The sequence below is a fragment of the Sodalis sp. RH19 genome, assembly GCF_047324215.1.
Lineage (GTDB): Bacteria > Pseudomonadota > Gammaproteobacteria > Enterobacterales > Enterobacteriaceae > Acerihabitans.
Genome location: NZ_CP178734.1, coordinates 3803359 through 3821219, shown reverse-complemented (window position 1 = coordinate 3821219; position 17861 = coordinate 3803359). Strand labels below are relative to the sequence as shown.

Genomic DNA, 17861 nt, shown 5'->3' with positions numbered 1-17861 from the left:
AAGGATGCTAATATATGAATGTGAATTTTCAATATAAGTCTTTTGAACTCAGTAACGTCATCATCATAAAAAACAATTCAGGTAACTCTGTCAACCTTACAGGCGAGGAAATAAAAAGTGTAATCGAAACGGGTTGCGAAAAAATAAATTTGCATAACTGTTTTACTCGCGCGGGTAATAACGACATTTATATCAAAAGCCAAAGCGGTGCTATATCCATCTCTGAAGGAGATATCCACTGTAATGTTCAATCTCAATCAGGAAAAATCAGCTGTGAACATGTTATTCTGACTAACGTCGAAACCGACTCTGGAAAAATTAATTTAAAAAATGTCGAAAAGGCCGGATTTATAAAATCAATGTCAGGCAAGGTTACGCTTAATAACTCCATTGCGGACAGTGTGACTACCGCCAGTGGTAATTTGTCACTTAAAAACAAAAGCCATGTAAAAGGTGATGTCATTACTGCAGGCGTTTTTTCAATAAAAGACTCTGTCATAGATAAAACGTTGGAAATATGCTCGAATAATGTCACTATCGGTGCTAACTCAATCGTTAATGAAGTCTATATGAAAAAGCCTAATATAGAAGAAAATTTTATTAACTCTAATTACCAAAAAATCATTTTTATTGATGGAGTCAACGCTAGCAATATAAATACCATTATTAGTGGCGTTAACTTTCCCCCCGGAAACTTAAACCTTGTTGGGGTAAATAATATTAGGTTCAGCACACAAAATCACGATTTTACCAGCGGACGCATAACTCAACCACAAGAAAATAGCATAACGATAGAAAATGACGCAGTGGTGAAATCATTGAGGTTTGACGGGGATGAATGCACCGTTATATTGAAAGGCAGCGCCCGTTTCGAAGGCGACCGCAATGTACCGGGGCTTACAGTCAAAAACGCATAACCCGCTTTGGCATCCGGTGCTGTTGACGGTAAAACGGCCTCATCGCGCGGCCGTTAACGGTATAACTCCCTCTCCGGTGATTGCAGATTCCGCCTGCTTCGCCAGTCGCCCAGCGTCAGGCTGGCCAGGCGCGCCACGCCCCGGTAGAACGGATGCTCCGTGCCTTGTTCCAGCAATGCCAGGTAGCGTCCCGACCAGGGCAATATATGCTGCGCCAGCAGGGCGTCCAGCACGCTTTCATTATTTTCCGCCAGCCAGGCGGCCAGCATCAGCAGCAGGCCGATATGGTCCTCCGGCTCGCCGTCCTGCTGCCGGGAGGCGATGCCTTCCTGCGCCAGCCAGCGGCGCAGCGCCACGGTGGATTCCCCAAACAGCACGCTTTCCTTATCGAGATAGACCGATCCCCAGGGCGGGGCGGGCAGGGCATAGGGGCCGATAAACAGATTTTGAAAGGTCTCCTCCAAAGCGTCATGCCAAGGCGCGGCCAGGCCCTGGCGAATCAGCGCCGCCGCGTCTTCGACGCCGCTCTCGACAGGCCATTCCCGCTCCCAGCCCGGGGCCGCCAGCGCTTTCAGCAGGCCGGCGTTGGGCGCCGACAGGGGCGGATAATACAGCAAGGCCCCCAGCGTGCGCCCGGTCAGGGCCATATTCACATCATTCATATCATCGCCCCTAACCGGCAATCGCCATGCCCACGGTCATATGCAGGCCGTAAAATACCGCCCGGCCGATCAGTTCGCCGCCGAGCACCAGCACCAGGCCCAGCGTAAGTCCCGCCAGCGGCGGCGTGTTGCCGCGCGCCACCGGCCACAGCCAGCAGGCGAGGCCCAGCGCCAGCAGCAGCACCCGTCCGGCCATCAGCAGGCCATAGTCGGGGATAAGCGCCGAGGCCTGCTGCACCGAACTGTGGATCGCGGCCAGCCCGGCGGCCTGCATCATCACCGCCGCCACGCTTATCATCACCGCGATAACGCTTATCCAGGGCAGGTAGCGCCAGCCCGGCCCGCGGATGCCCGCGGCCTGCAGCAGCAGGTAGCCCAGCAGCGGGCCGCCGATAAACACCGTCAGCACAAAGCCGAGCGGGGTATAGATATTATCCCAGGTGGGCACGGTATCAATCATATAGACCCGGCCCATGGCATAAAGAAATACCAGGCCCGACAGCGCGGTAATCACCAGCCAGATCTTGTTAAGCGCCCGGGGCATGTGGTTAAACACCGCCATCAGCCAGTAGATGCCGCCGAGGGCGAAAAACAGCGAACCGGTGGCGATTTCATTGCTCAGCGGCGAGGCGCCCAGGCGGTTAAGCGCGTTCATGGCGCGCATCGGCGAGCCCAGGTGCATCATCGAGGCGATAAATCCCAGCCCCATCAGCAGCCACAGGAAAAACATGGCCAGATGCACCCGCCGCGCCTGCTGCACCGTCAGGTTGCCGGCCAGCAGCACCATGGCCATCACCAGATAACCGCCGATTACGCTCTGGCCCGCCACGGTAAAAAACATCAGCGGCCATTCATGCCATCCGTTACCCATATCACACCTCCCTTGGATTGGCGAGAAAGCCGGTGGTGTCGCCCTGCGGGCGGCAATTGGCATTGGCTTTGATCACCAGGTTGGGCATGGTGAAATGCGCCGCCGGCAGCGGCGCCACGTCGGCCAGGTCGCCATACTTGTCGCGCAGTTCGCCGATAGGCGCCAAATCCAGCGCGCGCAGCGGGCAGGATTCCACGCAGACAGGTTTTTGTCCCACCGCCACGCGCTCATGGCAGCCGTCGCATTTGGTCATATGCCCCTTGGCCTCGTTAAACTGCGGCGCGCCGTAGGGACAGGCCATATGACAATAGCGGCAGCCGATACAAATGTCCTCGTTGACTACCACAAAGCCGTCTTCGCCTTTGTGCATGGCGCCGCTCGGGCACACTTTGACGCAGGCGGGATCCTCGCAATGATTACAGGCGATGGACAGGTAATAAGCGAACACATCCTGGCGATAGCCGGCGCCGTCCGCCTGCCAGGTGCCGCCGGCATACTCATAGATGCGGCGGAAACTGACATCCGGCCCCAGGTTCTTGTAATCCTTGCAGGCCAGCTCGCAGGTCTTGCAGCCGGTGCAGCGACTCGAATCAATATAAAAACCGTATTGCGTGCTCATTCACTACACCTTCTCGATCTGTATCAGGTTGGTATGCTGCGGATTGCCCTTGGCCAGCGGCGATGGACGCTGCGTGGTCAGGGTATTGATGCAGCCGCCGTGATCGATTTTATCCCCGGCCATATCGGCCTGATGCCAGGCGCCCTGGCTGACGGCCGTCACGCCGGGCAGGATGCGCGGCGTTACCTTGGCGTCGATCCTGATCTCGCCCCGGTCGTTAAAGACCCGCACCTTATCGCCGTTGCGAATGCCCCGGCTTTCGGCGTCGATAGGATTGATCCACACCTCCTGCGGACAGGCGGCCCGCAGCACGTCGATATTGCCGTAGCTGGAGTGGGTGCGCGCCTTATAGTGGAAACCGGCCATCTGCAGCGGAAAACGCGCGCGCAGCGGATCGTCCCAGCCCTCGAAGGTGGGGACATACCGGGGCAGCGGACTGATGCTTTCATCCGCCTGCAGTTGCCAGGTGGCGGCCAGCTGCGCCAATGCCGCCGAATAGATTTCAATTTTGCCGGAAGGGGTTTTCAGCGGATTGGCCGCCGGGTCCGCGCGGAATTTACGGTAGGCGACAAAGTGGCCGTCGGGATCCTGGCGTTTATAGATGCCCTGGGCTTTTAACTGCTCATAGGACGGCAGTTGCGGGTCCTTGGCCAGCATCTTGGCATATAAAAATTGCAGCCATTCGGACTGGGTGCGCCCTTCGGTAAATTTTTGCGCCACATCCGCGCCGAGGCGCCGCGCGATATCGCTGGTGATCTGGTAAATCGAGCGGCGCTCGAATTTTGCCGAGGTGGCGGGCTGGCCGAAAATCAGATACCCCATATTGGCGGCGTAATCGTTGGGGACGATATCCTCCTGTTCGGTGGTCATCAGGTCCGGCAACAGGATGTCGGCGTATTTCGCCGATGAGGTCATAAAGTTTTCAATCACCACGATCATTTCGCAATCGCGCTCGTTTTTCAGGACTTCATGGGTGCGATTGATATCCGAATGCTGGTTGACCAGGGTATTGCCGGCATAGTTCCAGATAAATTTAATCGGCACGTCGAGCCGGTCCTTGCCTTTTATGCCGTCTTTTAACGCCGTCATTTCCTTGCCGCGTGAGATGGCGTCGGTCCATAAAAATACCGGGATCTGGGTTTTCACCGGATTGGTCAATACCGGCAGCCGTTCGATGGTAATGGTGTAGGTGGACTCGCGGGCGCCGCTGTTGCCGCCGTTAATGCCCACGTTGCCGGTGAGGATCGGCAGCATGGCGATGGCGCGCGCGGTCTGCTCGCCGTTGGCCTGGCGCTGCGGCCCCCAGCCCTGGCAAATATAAGCCGGTTTGGTCGCACCGATTTCACGCGCCAGCTTGATGATCCGATCGCGGGGGATACTGGTGATCCTCTCCGCCCACTCCGGCGTCTTGGCGATGCCGTCGTCGCCCTGGCCGAGGATATAGGCTTTGTAGTGGCCGTTGGCCGGCGCGCCGGCCGGCAGGGTTTTTTCGTCGTAACCGACGCAGTAGGTATCCAGAAACGCCTGATCCACCAGATTTTCACTGATCAATACCCAGGCGATCGCCGACACCAGCGCCGCGTCGGTGCCGGGGCGAATGGGGATCCATTCATCCTCGCGCCCGGCGGCGGTATCGGTATAGCGCGGATCGATAACGATCATGCGCGCGTTGGAGCGCTCGCGCGCCTGCTCAAGATGGTAGGTAATGCCGGCGCCGCTCATGCGGGTTTCCGCCGGGTTGTTGCCGAACATCACCACCAGTTTGGTATTAACGATATCCGAGGTGCTGTTGCCCTCGTTGCTGCCGTAGGTGTAGGGCATGGCGGCATTGATCTGGGCGGTGCTATAGGTACCGTACTGATTGAGGTAGCCGCCGTAGCAGTTCATCAGGCGGGTGATAAGCGAGCCCGACGGTGACGAGCGGGCGAAATTGGCGCCGGTGGCGCCGGAGGAATAATTGATATACACCGCTTCGTTGCCGTAATCCTTGACGATACGCTTGAGATTATCGGCGATGGCGTCCAGCGCTTCATCCCAGCTGATGCGCTGGAATTTGCCTTCGCCGCGTTCGCCCACGCGCTTCATCGGATATTTCAACCGTTCCGGATGGTTCATCCGCCGGCGCATGGAGCGGCCGCGCAGGCAGGCGCGCACCTGATGATCGCCGTATTCATCCTGGCCGGTGTTATCGGTTTCCACCCAATACACCTCGTCGTCGCGCACATGCAGCCTGAGCGCGCAGCGGCTGCCGCAATTAACCGAACACATGCTCCAGACCACCTTATCGGCCGTTCCCGCGGTCGTTGCCGGGGTAACGGCCGCCCGGGCGAACAGGAAAGGGAGCTGCAGCGCGCTGCTGGCCAACAGCAATCCCCCGGTCGCCACGCCGCCTTTCACCAGGCTGCGCCGGCTGATGGCGGCTTCGCCAAGCAGGGTTAATGTCTTGTTCTTCATCTCTCACCCGTCACATTGCACACACAAAGCGTTGCAGCCCGCAATCCTATAAAGCCTGATAGTTACTGGGGTTACAATTCATGGGAGCATAATGCGCGAAAAACAGGCGGAAAAACTTGTTCCTGAACAAAGTCGCATAACAAAAAGGGTTTTTAAGAACCAAAAGTATGAGTTACGTCTCGTTTTATCATACAAATATGCGGCGCCAGGCCGGCGCATGGGCGCCAGCCACGCGTGATCTTAAATCCAATGATTATCAGCCGTTTGTCGCCGCCGTGGTTTTTCCAGCTTCACATGTTCCCCCGGTCGCATCTATACTGTATGTAAATACAGTATATGGAGTGGCCGTTATGAAGATTTATCCCGCGGCGTTGGGCATCGGCGTACCGCTGCCGTTTTTTGGCGATAAAGTCGCTGCGGGGTTCCCCAGCCCGGCGCAGGATTATGTTGAACATCGCCTGGATATCAACGCCATCTGCGTGCGCCATCCGGCCAGCACCTATTTTGTCCGCGCCACGGGTGAATCGATGATTGAGGGCAATATCCGTGAAGGGGATATCCTGGTGGTGGACAGCGCCCTTAAACCCGACCACGGCAATATTGTTATCGCCTCCGTCGACGGCGGCTTTACCGTGAAACGCCTGCAGCTTCATCCCCGCGCGCGGCTGATGCCGATGAATCCCGCCTTCGCGCCCATTCCCATTACCGAAGACAGCCAGGTGGAAATCTTCGGCGTGGTGACGTTTATCATCTATGCGGCGCTGTAGCCATGTACGCGCTGGTGGATATCAATTCGTTCTACGCTTCGTGTGAAACCGTATTCCGGCCGGAATTGCGCGGGCGCCCGGTGGTGGTGCTGAGCAACAACGACGGCTGCGTTATCGCCCGTTCCGCCGCCGCCAAACGCCTTGGTGTTGCTATGGCCGCGCCCTATTTTAAGATTCGCCGGCTGCTTGAACAACATGGCGTGGCGGTGTTTTCCAGCAACTATGCCCTGTATGCCGATATGTCGCATCGGGTGATGACCCTGCTGGAGGACATGGCGCCGGCGGTTGAGATCTACAGTATCGACGAGGCCTTTCTCAATCTCACCGGCGTCGGCCATTGCAGGGCGCTGGAACAGTTTGGCCGCGAGGTACAGCAAACCCTGTTGCAGTGCACGCATCTGCATTCGGGGGTGGGTATTGCGCCCAGTAAAACGCTGGCAAAGCTTGCCAACCACGCCGCCAAGCAGTGGAGCAAAACCGGCGGCGTGGTGGATCTGTCCTCGCCGCTGCGCCAGCGTAAGCTGATGGCGCTGATGCCGGTGGAGGAGGTGTGGGGCATAGGACGCCGGCTGGGCAAAACGCTGCGGGCGATGGGGATCGGCACGGCGCTGCAACTGGCGGATTCCCATCCGGCGTTTATCCGTAATAATTTCAGCGTGGTGCTGGAGCGCACGGTGCGTGAGCTGCGCGGCGAACCCTGCCTGGAGGTGGAGGAAATGCCGGCGGTGAAGCAGCAGATTATCTGCAGCCGCAGCTTCAGTTCCCGTATCACCCGTTACCAGGATATGCGAGAGGCGGTATGCAGTTATGCCGCGCGCGCGGCGGAAAAACTGCGCGGGGAAAACCAGTTTTGCCGGCAGGTCGCGGTCTTTGTGCGCACCAGTCCGCACGCGGCCGGCGAAATCTATTACGCCAACCAGGCCACCGGCCGCATTCCCGTCCCGACTAACGATTCCCGGGATATCATCGCCCAGGCGACGGCCTGCCTGGATAGCCTGTGGCTGGACGATCGGCGTTATCTGAAGGCCGGCGTCGTGCTGGGCGATTTTTATGACCGGGGCGTGGCGCAGCTCGGCCTGTTCGACCGGTATAAGCCGCACGTTAACGCCGAGGCGCTGATGGCGACCCTGGATAAGGTCAACCGCTCGGGCCGGGGGCAAATCTGGTTTGCCGGCCAGGGCATCCGCCGGGACTGGCAAATGAAACGCGACATGTTGTCGCCGGCCTATACCTCCCGGCTAAGCGATCTGCCCCGCGCGGCGCTCTAGGCCGGCGCCGGCCTGTAAATCCTCCTGGTGCGCGTCGACCCACGCGGCCAGGGACTGTAGCGGCGCCTTCAGCGTCTTACCCAGGGCGGTGACCTGATATTCAACCCGGGGCGGGATTTCGGCGAACGCGGTACGCCGCACCAGGCCCTTGGTTTCAAACGCGCGCAGCTGACGCGTCAGCTCCTTTTGCGTGATGGGGTAGACCCCGCGCTGCAGTTCGCCAAAACGCACCGGGGCGTCGATAACGATCAGCCGGTAGAGGATGGGAATGGCCCATTTGCCGGCCACCAGCTCGACAAAGGTAAGCATCGGGCAGGGCGTTATCGCCGGCGGCGGTAATATTTTTTTCGGTTGCGCAATCGTTCGGGTCGTCATTTCATCCCACTCGCCTCTTTAGTATCCTATTGGTACCTACTATCATTTTAATACTATCTTATAAATAATGGCATTTTTCACCTGTCAGAGAGATAAAAATGCCTCGTTTAGCCGATAAATTTGCCTTGATCACCGGCGGCACCAGCGGTATCGGGCTGGAAACCGCCCGTCAGTTCCTGGCCGAGGGCGCCACCGTCGCCATCACCGGACGCAACGCCGATGCGCTGGCGCGCGCCGCCGGGGATCTGGGCGAACGGGTGGTATGCCTGCAAAGCGACGCGGGCGATATAGCCGCCCAGCCGCTCCTGGCGCAAACGCTTTCTGCCCTGTGGCCCCGGCTGGATGTACTGCTGATCAATGCCGCCGACGTGACCCACCGTCCGCTGGAGGAATGGGATGAAGCCGGTTGGGATCGCCTGATGGCGACCAATCTGAAGGGGCCGTTTTTTCTGGTGCAGTCACTGCTGCCGCTGCTGCATGCACCGGCCTCGGTGATTTTATGCGGTTCGGTCAGCGCGCATATCGGCCTGCCGCAAAGCGGCCCGTATGCCGCCAGCAAAGCCGGATTGCTGTCGCTCTCCCGGACCTTGTCGGGGGAACTGCTGGCGCGCGGCATCCGGGTCAACAGCTTAAGCCCCGGCCCGACGCAAACCCCGGCGCTGGAAAAACTGGGCCTGGACGGGGCGGCCTATGCGGCCCTGCTGGCGCAAATCAAGCAACTGGTGCCGCTCGGCAGGCTGGGCACGCCGCTGGAGCTGGCCAAGGCGGCGGTCTATCTGGCGTCCGATGAATCGGCGTTTGTCGTCGGCAGTGAATTGATTGTCGACGGTGGCGTCAGCGGCTTATGATGTGCCGGTGGCCGGATAAGCCCTGGCTTTGCATTAGGGGCGCCGGCGTGGATAAGCACGTTATGATAACGGGTAGCGCTATGATTCATCTGAGGAATATGACCGCCGGGGAATACCCCGATTATCGCCATTTTTTTATCGGGGAATACGCCCGGGACCTGAGCGCCAACCACGGTTACGATATCGGGCAGGGCAGGATCAACGCCATCGCCAGCATTGACGGGTATTTACCGCAGGGGGTGGCGACGCCGGATAACCAGCTGTACTGCATCGAGGCCGGCGACGCGGCGGACCGGCAAGGCGTACCGCCGGTGGCGGGGTATTTATGGATCACGTGCAAAGACGAGGCGGCCTATATCTCCGATTTCTGCATCCTGCCCGCCTGGCGCCGCCGCGGGCTCGGACGCAGCGCGCTGGCGCAGCTGGATCAGCGGTTGCGCGCCCAGGGCGTGACCGAACTGGGGCTAAGGGTGGCGGCCGATAATCCCGGCGCCCGTGCGCTGTATGATGCCTGCGGTTTCCACGTTACCGGGGTGAATATGGTGAAACCCCTGTCACGCTAGACAATAAAAAACGCGCCCCGCGCCAGGCATTCGCCGTTGATAAAGACCTCGACGGCATGTCTGCCGGCATAGTGCATGCGGGTGGTAAAGTTGCGGATGGACTGGCTGCGGCTAATCTCAACGCTTGCATGCGGCGCCAGCGTCAGGGTTTTCAGTTTGAACACTTTGGCCGATGTGCCGCCGGATTTTTTCACATAGTGGATGGCGTAATCAATTACCAGCCGCTGGGGCAGGGGCGAGGTCGAGCGCAGCCGGAACGCCACGGTCACCTTGTCCCCCAGCCGGATTTCCCCGGGACTCACGCGCATCTCCTCCAGGCTGACCTGCGCCGCTTCGCCTGCGCCGATAAGCCCCAGCGCCCGCCGGTCCCCCTGTTTGATCAGGCTGCGCAACGCGTGACGGACGATCCAGGCGGTGGGGGGATGATGCAATTCCCATCCCTCCAGCAGGTCCATGACCCACTCGGGATGATCCTTGGTGATATCGTTGAGATGATTCGCCACGGATTTGCGTACGTACAGGCTGGGATCGGCGCGCAGGTTGTCGAGAATGGGTTTCACCGGCGACGGGTCGGCCCGCAGCGCCTCCAGGCGGAACGACCAGGGCAGGCGCGGCCGGCTGCCTTCGCTGGCCAGCCGGCGGACGTGCTCGTCATCGTCGCGCGACCAGCGTTCCATCAGCGCCAGCCCGCGGGACAGATCCTGGCGCAGGTAGGGGCGCACCGCGAATTCCGAGGAGCCGAACGGGGTAAAAAAGCGCAGGGCCTCCATCGACAGATCGTACTCATCCAGCCCGTACATCGCCACATACTCCGGCAATACCAGGGTGACAAAGCGATTGTCCAACCGCGGCGCCAGCCGGCGTAAAATCGCCAGCGCCTGCCCATAGTCCGCCGGCAGGCCGTCGTGCAGGCAGACGCTTACCCGCCGCAGGCGCGCCATCAGCGATAATTGGTCCAGTCCGTCGCCGGTGGCCGCCAGGAAGCGGGCGCCGTCAAAACCGGGGTGGACGGCGGCGGTGTGCGCCGCGATATCGCGCAGCCGGGCGTGGTTAAAGATTTCCTTCAGCGCGGGCGCGCTTTGCTCTGACATGTCACCTGATCTTATGGGAGCGGAGCCAGTTCGCAGGCTAAAGAAAATGACGGGTTTAGGCAAGTCTCACCGTGCGGAAAATCCTTCCCGGCGACAGGAAATGACAAGGGATGATACGCCATGGCGCGATACCCTGGTCCATTCCCGCCTTTACCGCCGGCACGGCGGTAAAGGCGGGAGGGGTCCCTGGCGGTAATTATTGTTTAATGCCCAGCGCATCGCGCATGGTATAGAACAAATCCGTCTGGTCGGTCAGGCCGGCCACGTTGCCCGCATAGGGACCGAAGGCGGCGATACGCAGCTGGGTGCCGGTATGTCCCTGGGATTCGGGGTCTTCAGAATTGCCGTAGCTGATGGCCATCACCGCGCCGTCTTTCGTGGTCAGCGCCTGGGTCAGGCCGGGGGCCTTGGCGTCCGCTTCGATAATCTGGCTGGAGTGGGCGTGATCGGCGGTGACCACCACCAGCGTATGGCCGTCGGCGCGGGCGAATTCCAGCGCCTTTTGCACCGCTTCATCCAGGTCCACCGTCTCGCCGAACTGGCCGCACGGGTTGGCGGCATGGTCCTGTTTATCAATGGATGCGCCTTCAACCTGCAGGAAAAAGCCGTTGGGATGGGTTTTCAGCAGATCGATGGCTTTTTGCGTCATGGCCGCCAGGGTAGGCACCCCGGCGCCGCGTTTGGGATTATCGCTACAGGTAACCGGCGGCTTATCGATATTGCCGTGATAGACGGCTTTCGGGCCCTGCCAGCGCACCGGCATATTGCCCTCGGCAAACAGGCCCAGCAAGGGTTTGTCCTGGTTGGCCAGGGCTACGCCGTTCAGGCCGTCCAGGTCGCTCACCAACTGATAGCCGCGCGCCACGGCTTGTTCCCGCAGGGTTTTACCCTGCCACTCCCCGGCCTTGGCGGTTTCGCCAAAGGTTTTGGCGCCGCCGCCCAGCGTCACGTCGGCGCGGGCCGCCAGCAGCTGTTCGGCAATGGAGCCGCGCCCCTGGTTTTCCAGCGCCTGGGTGGGGCAATCTTTACTGGTCACTTCCGGGCCGTAGCATTTGCGGGAGCTGACGTGGGCCACCAGCGCCGCCGGGGTGGCGTCCTCCAGTTCGGCGGTGGACACGTTGCCGGTGGCTTTACCGGCCGCCTTGGCCAGTTCCAGGATGGTCATATGATCCTTGCCGAACACATCGACTCCCAGCGCGCCGTTATAGGTTTTCACCCCGGTGGACCACGCGGTGGCCGACGCCGCCGAGTCGGTGACGTAGCCGGGTTTATGGGTGGTCTTGTCCAGCGCGTAATGGGTGTATTGACCGGTCAGCGGCAGCGCGTCGATCCCGGGGAACGCGTTGCCCGCGCCCAGCGCGTAGTTGCGCGCGGCGGTGATTTCCGAGTCCCCCATGCCGTCACCAATCAGCAGGATGACGTTTTTTGCCTGCTGGTTGTTCAGCGCCGCCTTCAGCGCCTCGGTCTGATCGGCCTGCAGGCGGCGTGCGCCGCCGGGCTGGGTAATATCCCCCTGCGCCGCGCGCAGGCTGTCCGCGCCGGCGGCCGATACGCTGCGCGCCAGCAGGCCGTTGCCGCCCGCCAGGGCGAGGGTCAGGACGAGGGAAAGTACGGGTTGGTGCGGATGCGGCATAAAGAAGGCTCCTGTTGCCGGACGAGAAGAAGGGTATGTCTGAATTTATTATTGTGTAAGTCTACGTAACCCGGATGTCATTTTTATGACACCCGGAGATAACCGCCGCGGTCAAACTTGGCGAGGTTGTCCGGCAGCAGCTAAGATAGTAAGCACATTAACTAATAATGACTTCTCACCTATTCTACCCGCGCTATATCGGGGAGTGGGTTTTTGCCGCTTAATTTTGCAGGGGTTCGAGATCATGCTGCGAACGGATTATCATCAAAATAAGGATGTACCGGGCATGCCGCAAGTGGAGCAGGGATTTTCCTTTAAGGTGCTGACCATCAATACCCATAAGGGCTTTGCCGCCTTTAACCGGCGTTTTATCCTGCCGGAACTGCGCGAAGCGGTGCGTACCGTGGCGCCCGATATCGTGTTCCTCCAGGAAGTCCTGGGCACGCACGAAAAGCATTCGCAACGCTTCGATAACTGGCCGGTGGTGCCGCAGTACGAATTTCTGGCCGACACCATGTGGGCCGATTTCGCCTACGGGCGCAACGCGGTCTATCCCGACGGCGATCACGGCAATGCGCTGCTTTCCCGTTTCCCCATCACCCGCCAAAGCAATCTGGACGTGTCCATCGACGGCACGGAGAAGCGCGGCATGCTGCACTGCGTGCTGCAGGTGCCCGGCCGTGAGCTGGAGCTGCATATGATTTGCGTGCACCTGGGGCTGAAGGAAGCGCATCGCCGCGAGCAGATGCTGCGCATGAGCAGGCATATCGCCACGCTGCCGGCGGATGCGCCGCTGGTGGTGGCCGGTGATTTCAACGACTGGCGCCAGCGCGCCAATACGCTTTTGCGGCGCGAAGCCGGCCTGGTGGAGGTCTTTACCCAGGCGCGCGGCCGACCGGCCCGTACTTTCCCCGCCCGCTTTCCCCTGCTGCGCCTGGACCGTATTTATGTCAGGAACGCCCGCATCAGCGAGCCGACCTCCCTGGCCAACCAACCCTGGTCGCATTTATCCGACCATGCTCCCCTCGCCGTGGAGATCCATTTATGAATATGAATATGGAGTGGCGCGACGGCAATCGCATCAAGCTGCTGGAAAACGGCGAAGCGTTTTTCCCGGCCCTGTACGAGCGCATCGGCCAGGCCAGGAAAGAGGTGCTGCTGGAGACTTTTATCCTGTTCGAGGATAAAGTCGGCAAGGCGCTGCAGGAAAACCTGATTGCCGCCGCCAGGCGCGGGGTGCGGGTGGAAATCATGGTCGACGGTTACGGCTCGGCGGATCTGTCCGACAGCTACGTCGGGGCCCTCACCGCCGCGGGAGTGCATTTCCGTTATTACGATCCCCGCCCGGCGTTTATGGGCATGCGCACCAATCTGTTCCGCCGCCTGCATCGTAAAATCGTGGTGGTGGACGGCGTTATCGCCTTTATCGGCGGCATTAATTTTTCCGCCGAGCACCTGAGCGACTACGGCCCGGAGGCCAAGCAGGACTATGCGGTGGAGGTGGAGGGGCCGGTGGTGGAGGATATCCATCGCTTTACCCTACAGGCCTTGTATAAGGAAGACCACCATCGCAGCTGGCTGCGCCGGCGCTCCAGGCTGCCGGCCCATAACCGCCAGCCCGGCGAGGCCCAGGCGCTGTTTGTCTATCGGGATAACGATGAACACGATACCGATATAGAGCGCCACTATATCGATATGCTGCGCGGCGCAAAACGCGAGGTCATCATCGCCAATGCCTATTTTTTCCCCGGCTACCGCCTTTTGAAGGAGATGCGCAACGCCGCCCGGCGCGGCGTGCGCATGGTGCTGATTGTCCAGGGCGAGCCGGATATGCCGATCGTGACGGTCGGCGCGCGCATGTTATACAATTATCTGGTGCCGGAAGGGGTGAAAATCTATGAATATTGCCGCCGTCCGCTGCACGGCAAAGTGGCCGTCATGGACGATAGCTGGGCCACCGTCGGGTCCAGTAATCTTGACCCGCTCAGCCTGGCGCTGAACCTGGAGGCCAACCTGATCATCCATGACACCGCCTTCACGCAGCAACTGCGCGACAATCTTAACGGGCTGATTGAAAACGATTGCCGGTTAATTGACGAAAGCATGGTGCCCAAGCAGACCTACTGGCATGTGGTGAAAAGCGTGCTGGTGTTCCATTTCCTGCGCCACTTCCCGGCCTGGGTCGGCTGGCTTCCCGCCCATACGCCGAAATTATCGCTGGTGGCGCCGCCGGTCCAGCCGGAAATGGAAACCCAGGATCGCGCCGAACCCGAAAACGAGGGGGCAAAATCATGACCCGAAAACGCCCCGCCGGTAAACGACACCGCGCCTGGTCGATGGCTAAAAAAATCCTGACCGGCCTGTTTTTTATCGGCGTCATTATCTTGCTGGTGGTCTATGCCCGCAAGGTGGACTGGGATGATGTGGAGCAGGCCATTACCGGCTACCGGCTCAATGCGCTGCTGATGGTGATTGGGCTGGCGGTGTTCAGTTACCTGCTGTATGGCGTCTACGATCTTATCGGCCGCGCCTATTGCGGCCATAAGCTGGCGAAAAAGCAGGTGATGCTGGTTTCCTTCATCTGTTATGCCTTTACCCTCACCCTCAGCGCCTGGGTCGGCGGCATCGGCATGCGCTACCGGCTCTATTCACGCCTCGGTTTGTCCAACAGCGCCATCACCCGTATCTTCAGCCTGAGCCTGGCCACCAACTGGCTGGGATATATCCTGCTTTCCGGCATCGTCTGCGCGTTCGGGGTGCTGCATCTGCCGGCTAAATGGGGTATCGGCGAGCTGGCGCTGCGCCTGACGGGCGTGATCCTGCTGCTGCTGATCGCCGCTTATTTTTGGCTGTGCGCCTTTGCCAAACGCCGGCGCTGGACCATCAAGGGCCAGAAGCTGGTGCTGCCGTCGCTGCGCATGGCCGGCGCGCAGCTGGTGGCCTCCTGCGCCAACTGGCTGGCGATGGCCGCCATTATCTACATTTTGCTTAACGACAAAGTCGATTTTCCGCTGGTGCTCGGCGTGCTGCTGGTAAGCAGCATCGCCGGGGTTATCGTGCATATCCCGGCGGGCATCGGCGTGCTCGAGGGCGTATTTGTCGCCATGCTGGGCAGCGAGCATCTGTCCCATGGCACCATTATCGCCGCCCTGCTGGCCTACCGGGCGATCTATTTCATCGCGCCGCTGCTGCTGGCGCTGGTGCTGTACCTGGGCCTTGAAAGCCGCGCCAAGGCGCTGCGGGAAAAAAACCAGCAACGGGAAGCGGCCCATAAGGCGCAAAAGGACGCGCGGGGGGCGCTGGCGGAAGACGCCGGTCACTTACCCGATAAGGGGCCTTTGGCCTGAGCGTGGATTTTGCCGCGAAACACCCAAAAACCAAAGGTGTTGTAAGCCAGGGTGATGGGGATTAGCACCGCGAAGCCAATCAGCACAAATCCCTGGCTCAGGGGCGGCGAGGACGCGGCGCTTATTGACAGCCGGGGCGGGATCATCGCCGGATATACCGCCAGCAGCAGCAGGGCGAATGTCAGCACCACGCCCCCCAGCGCCAGGCACAGCGGCAGCAGGGCAACCCGGGCGGACAGCGCCCGCCGGAATCCGCCGGCGACCGCCAGCAGCAACAGCGCGGCGGGCAGGGTGAAACGCAGATCGGACAGATGCCGGCGGTACTCCTCATGCAGGCCGCCGGTCCACAGCGTCAGCAGCGCAACCAGCGCCAGGGCCAATGGGCCAAGCCGCCGGGCGAGCGCGCGTGCGCGCGCCTGCAGCATTCCTTCCGTACGCCATATCAGCCAGCAGGCGCCCAGCAGCGCGTAACCGGCCATCAGCGCCAGGCCGCAGAATAGCGGAAATACCCCCAGCCATTCCCAGCCGCCGCCGGTATAATGCGCGCCGTCATGGGGAATACCCTGAATAAACGTACCCATGATCACGCCCTGGCCGGCGGCGGCCAGCGCCGAACCGCCCATCAGCATCAGATCGAACCGCCACCGCTTTTGCGGGTCGGCGCGGTCGCGGTATTCAATCGCCATGCCGCGCGCTATCAGCGCCAGCAGCATGAGAAATACCGGCAGATACAGGGCGCTCAGCAGAATGGCGTAGGCGGCGGGGAACAGGGCCAGCAGGCCGCCGCCGCCCAGTACCAGCCAGGTCTCGTTGCCGTCCCAAACGGGCAGCAGCGAGAGCGTCATGACCTGGCGATCCGCTTCGGCGCGGTTGAACGCATACAGCATGCCGACGCCCAAATCGGTACCGTCCAGCAAGATATAGATCAGCACGCTGAAGGCCAGCGCGGCGGCGGATAACAGTTGCAGCGCGGCGGCGGAAAAAATCAGCTCCGGCATAGGATAAACTCCTGCATTCGTCGTGTTACGGGTGTTGCTCCGGCGGCGGCGCGGCGTCCTGGCCCGCGTACGTCGCGCCATCGCCGGTCTGCCGCGCCAGCGACGGCACCGGACCTTCTTCCCCCGGCCGGGGCGGTTGCGCCAGCAGGCGCAGCATAAAGAGCAGCCCGGTGCCGAACACCAGCAGATAAACCATCGCCACGGCGATGGCGGAGGCGATGATTAGGGCCATGGATACCGGCGAGATCCCCTCATAGGTACGCGTCAGGCCGTAGACCATAAACGGCTGGCGGCCGGCCTCGGTAACCACCCAACCGGCCAGCATGGCGATAAATCCCGCCGGCGCCAGCGGCACCATGATGCGCTGCAGCCAGCGCGCGCGCCACAGGGCGCCCCGCCAGCGCAACGCCACGCCCGCGATGCCCGCCAGGGCCATCACCAGCCCCAGGCCCACCATGACGCGAAAGGCGAAAAACACCAGTGGCACCGGCGGGATGTCCTGGGGCGGAAACTCATTCAGGCTTTTAATGGTGCCGGTAAGGTTATGGCGTAGATAGAGCGAGCCAAGTCGGGGAATCGACACCTCCCAATGGTTGCGCCGCGCCGTCATGTCCGGCAGCGCGAACAGCCGCATCGGCTCCCCGGCGCCCGGCGGCGGTCGGTCCCAGTCGCCCTCCATGGCGGCCACTTTTTGCGGCTGGTGGCGCAGGGTATTTTCGCCGTGCAAATCCCCGGCGATAATTTGCAAGGGCGCGGCGACGGCCACGGTCCACAGCGCCCAGGAAAACATCACCCGGGCCGCCGGATTGCGGCTGTCGCGCAGCAGATGCCGGGCACCGGCTGCCGCCACCATAAACGCGGTGCCGAGTACGGCGGCCAGCAGCATATGCGCCAGCCGATAGCCAAAGGAAGGATTGAAGATAATCGCCAGCCAGTCCTGCGGGTGGAAACGACCGCCGTCGTCCATCAAAAAACCCGCCGGGGTTTGCATCCAGGAGTTGGCGGAGATAATCCAGAACGCGCTGAATAGGGAACCCAGCGCCACCATGCAGGTGGTGAAAAAATGCAGTTTCGGCCCGACCTTCTGCATGCCGAACAGCATAATGCCCATAAAACCGGCTTCCAGGAAAAACGCCACCAGCACTTCATAAAACATCGGCGGCCCGATAATCGCGCCCGCCCGCGCGGAGAACACCCCCCAGTTGGTGCCGAACTCAAACTCCATCACCACCCCGGACACCACGCCCACCGCCACGTTAAGCGCAAAGATCTTGAGCCAATACCGATACAGGTCCAGATAGACCTGGCGCCGCCGCCATAGCCACAGGCCTTCCAGCGCCGTCAAAAAAAGGGCCAGGCCGATGGTAAAGGCGGCCAGCACGATATGAAAACCTATGGTGAAGGCAAACTGGGCGCGCGCAATCAGCAGCGCAGAAACGTGTTCCATC

General features: G+C 60.6%; 17 protein-coding genes. 8 read left to right on the top strand and 9 right to left on the bottom strand.

What is annotated here, in order from left to right:
- Window positions 1-14: 14 nt before the first annotated feature.
- Window positions 15-917, top strand: a complete 903-nt coding sequence (locus ACL2XF_RS17365; protein ID WP_413727232.1) for a hypothetical protein — start codon at window positions 15-17, stop codon at window positions 915-917.
- A gap of 53 nt (window positions 918-970) precedes the next feature.
- Here the strand turns inward: ACL2XF_RS17365 and dmsD are convergent, their stop codons facing one another.
- From dmsD to ACL2XF_RS17345, 4 genes are read right to left on the bottom strand one after another with little or no spacing between them, the layout of a single operon-like run.
- Window positions 971-1579 (bottom strand): Tat proofreading chaperone DmsD, encoded by a 609-nt coding sequence (gene dmsD, locus ACL2XF_RS17360; RefSeq protein WP_410012265.1) that lies wholly within the window; start codon window positions 1577-1579, stop codon window positions 971-973.
- Between the two features lie 10 nt (window positions 1580-1589).
- On the bottom strand, window positions 1590-2450 hold the full coding sequence (locus tag ACL2XF_RS17355) for a DmsC/YnfH family molybdoenzyme membrane anchor subunit (protein ID WP_410012264.1): 861 nt from the start codon (window positions 2448-2450) through the stop codon (window positions 1590-1592).
- Window position 2451: 1 nt separating this feature from the next.
- On the bottom strand, window positions 2452-3069 hold the full coding sequence (locus ACL2XF_RS17350) for a DMSO/selenate family reductase complex B subunit (RefSeq protein ID WP_413727231.1): 618 nt from the start codon (window positions 3067-3069) through the stop codon (window positions 2452-2454).
- A 3-nt stretch (window positions 3070-3072) separates the two neighbouring features.
- On the bottom strand, window positions 3073-5523 hold the full coding sequence (locus ACL2XF_RS17345) for a DmsA/YnfE/YnfF family dimethyl sulfoxide reductase (RefSeq protein ID WP_410012262.1): 2451 nt from the start codon (window positions 5521-5523) through the stop codon (window positions 3073-3075).
- A 350-nt stretch (window positions 5524-5873) separates the two neighbouring features.
- Here ACL2XF_RS17345 and umuD point away from each other — a divergent pair, with 350 nt between their 5' ends.
- Together umuD and umuC are read left to right on the top strand one after the other, a co-directional pair.
- Complete coding sequence (gene umuD / locus ACL2XF_RS17340) at window positions 5874-6290, top strand: translesion error-prone DNA polymerase V autoproteolytic subunit (protein WP_410012261.1); 417 nt, start codon at window positions 5874-5876, stop codon at window positions 6288-6290.
- Window positions 6291-6292: 2 nt separating this feature from the next.
- Window positions 6293-7558 (top strand): translesion error-prone DNA polymerase V subunit UmuC, encoded by a 1266-nt coding sequence (gene umuC / locus ACL2XF_RS17335; protein WP_410012260.1) that lies wholly within the window; start codon window positions 6293-6295, stop codon window positions 7556-7558.
- Here umuC and ACL2XF_RS17330 read toward each other — a convergent pair.
- Window positions 7529-7933: a winged helix-turn-helix transcriptional regulator gene (locus tag ACL2XF_RS17330; protein ID WP_410012259.1), complete on the bottom strand. Its 405-nt coding sequence runs from the start codon at window positions 7931-7933 to the stop codon at window positions 7529-7531. The genes umuC and ACL2XF_RS17330 overlap by 30 nt on opposite strands.
- A 98-nt stretch (window positions 7934-8031) precedes the next feature.
- Between ACL2XF_RS17330 and ACL2XF_RS17325 the strand changes: the two genes are divergently transcribed.
- Window positions 8032-8781: an SDR family oxidoreductase gene (locus ACL2XF_RS17325; protein WP_413727230.1), complete on the top strand. Its 750-nt coding sequence runs from the start codon at window positions 8032-8034 to the stop codon at window positions 8779-8781.
- 80 nt (window positions 8782-8861) lie between these two features.
- Window positions 8862-9344, top strand: coding sequence for a GNAT family N-acetyltransferase (locus tag ACL2XF_RS17320; protein WP_410012257.1), 483 nt, complete (start codon window positions 8862-8864; stop codon window positions 9342-9344).
- Here the strand turns inward: ACL2XF_RS17320 and ACL2XF_RS17315 are convergent.
- Complete coding sequence (locus ACL2XF_RS17315) at window positions 9341-10435, bottom strand: DNA alkylation repair protein (protein WP_413727229.1); 1095 nt, start codon at window positions 10433-10435, stop codon at window positions 9341-9343. The two genes, ACL2XF_RS17320 and ACL2XF_RS17315, sit on opposite strands and share 4 nt — an antisense overlap.
- Before the next feature lie 196 nt (window positions 10436-10631).
- A complete protein-coding gene (phoA, locus tag ACL2XF_RS17310) occupies window positions 10632-12068 on the bottom strand; it encodes an alkaline phosphatase (protein WP_410012255.1) in 1437 nt (478 codons plus the stop codon).
- A gap of 286 nt (window positions 12069-12354) precedes the next feature.
- On the opposite strand from phoA, the gene ACL2XF_RS17305 reads away from it, so the two are divergent.
- The 3 genes from ACL2XF_RS17305 to ACL2XF_RS17295 are packed head-to-tail and all read left to right on the top strand — an operon-like array spanning window position 12355 to window position 15415.
- Window positions 12355-13116, top strand: coding sequence for an endonuclease/exonuclease/phosphatase family protein (locus ACL2XF_RS17305; RefSeq protein ID WP_410016637.1), 762 nt, complete (start codon window positions 12355-12357; stop codon window positions 13114-13116).
- Window positions 13117-13118: 2 nt separating this feature from the next.
- The gene (gene clsB, locus ACL2XF_RS17300; RefSeq protein ID WP_410016636.1) at window positions 13119-14363 is read left to right on the top strand and encodes a cardiolipin synthase ClsB; all 1245 of its coding nucleotides are present in this window, start codon (window positions 13119-13121) and stop codon (window positions 14361-14363) included.
- Window positions 14360-15415: a lysylphosphatidylglycerol synthase domain-containing protein gene (locus tag ACL2XF_RS17295; protein WP_410012254.1), complete on the top strand. Its 1056-nt coding sequence runs from the start codon at window positions 14360-14362 to the stop codon at window positions 15413-15415. The genes clsB and ACL2XF_RS17295 overlap by 4 nt, the downstream gene beginning before the upstream one ends.
- Here the strand turns inward: ACL2XF_RS17295 and cydB are convergent.
- Both cydB and ACL2XF_RS17285 read right to left on the bottom strand, forming a co-directional pair.
- Window positions 15385-16413 (bottom strand): cytochrome d ubiquinol oxidase subunit II, encoded by a 1029-nt coding sequence (cydB, locus tag ACL2XF_RS17290; protein WP_410012253.1) that lies wholly within the window; start codon window positions 16411-16413, stop codon window positions 15385-15387. The two genes, ACL2XF_RS17295 and cydB, sit on opposite strands and share 31 nt — an antisense overlap.
- 25 nt (window positions 16414-16438) lie before the next feature.
- Window positions 16439-17860 carry a cytochrome ubiquinol oxidase subunit I gene (locus tag ACL2XF_RS17285; RefSeq protein WP_410012252.1) on the bottom strand — a complete coding sequence of 474 codons (1422 nt, stop codon included), beginning with the start codon at window positions 17858-17860 and terminating at the stop codon, window positions 16439-16441.
- Between the last annotated feature and the right edge of the window lies 1 nt (window position 17861).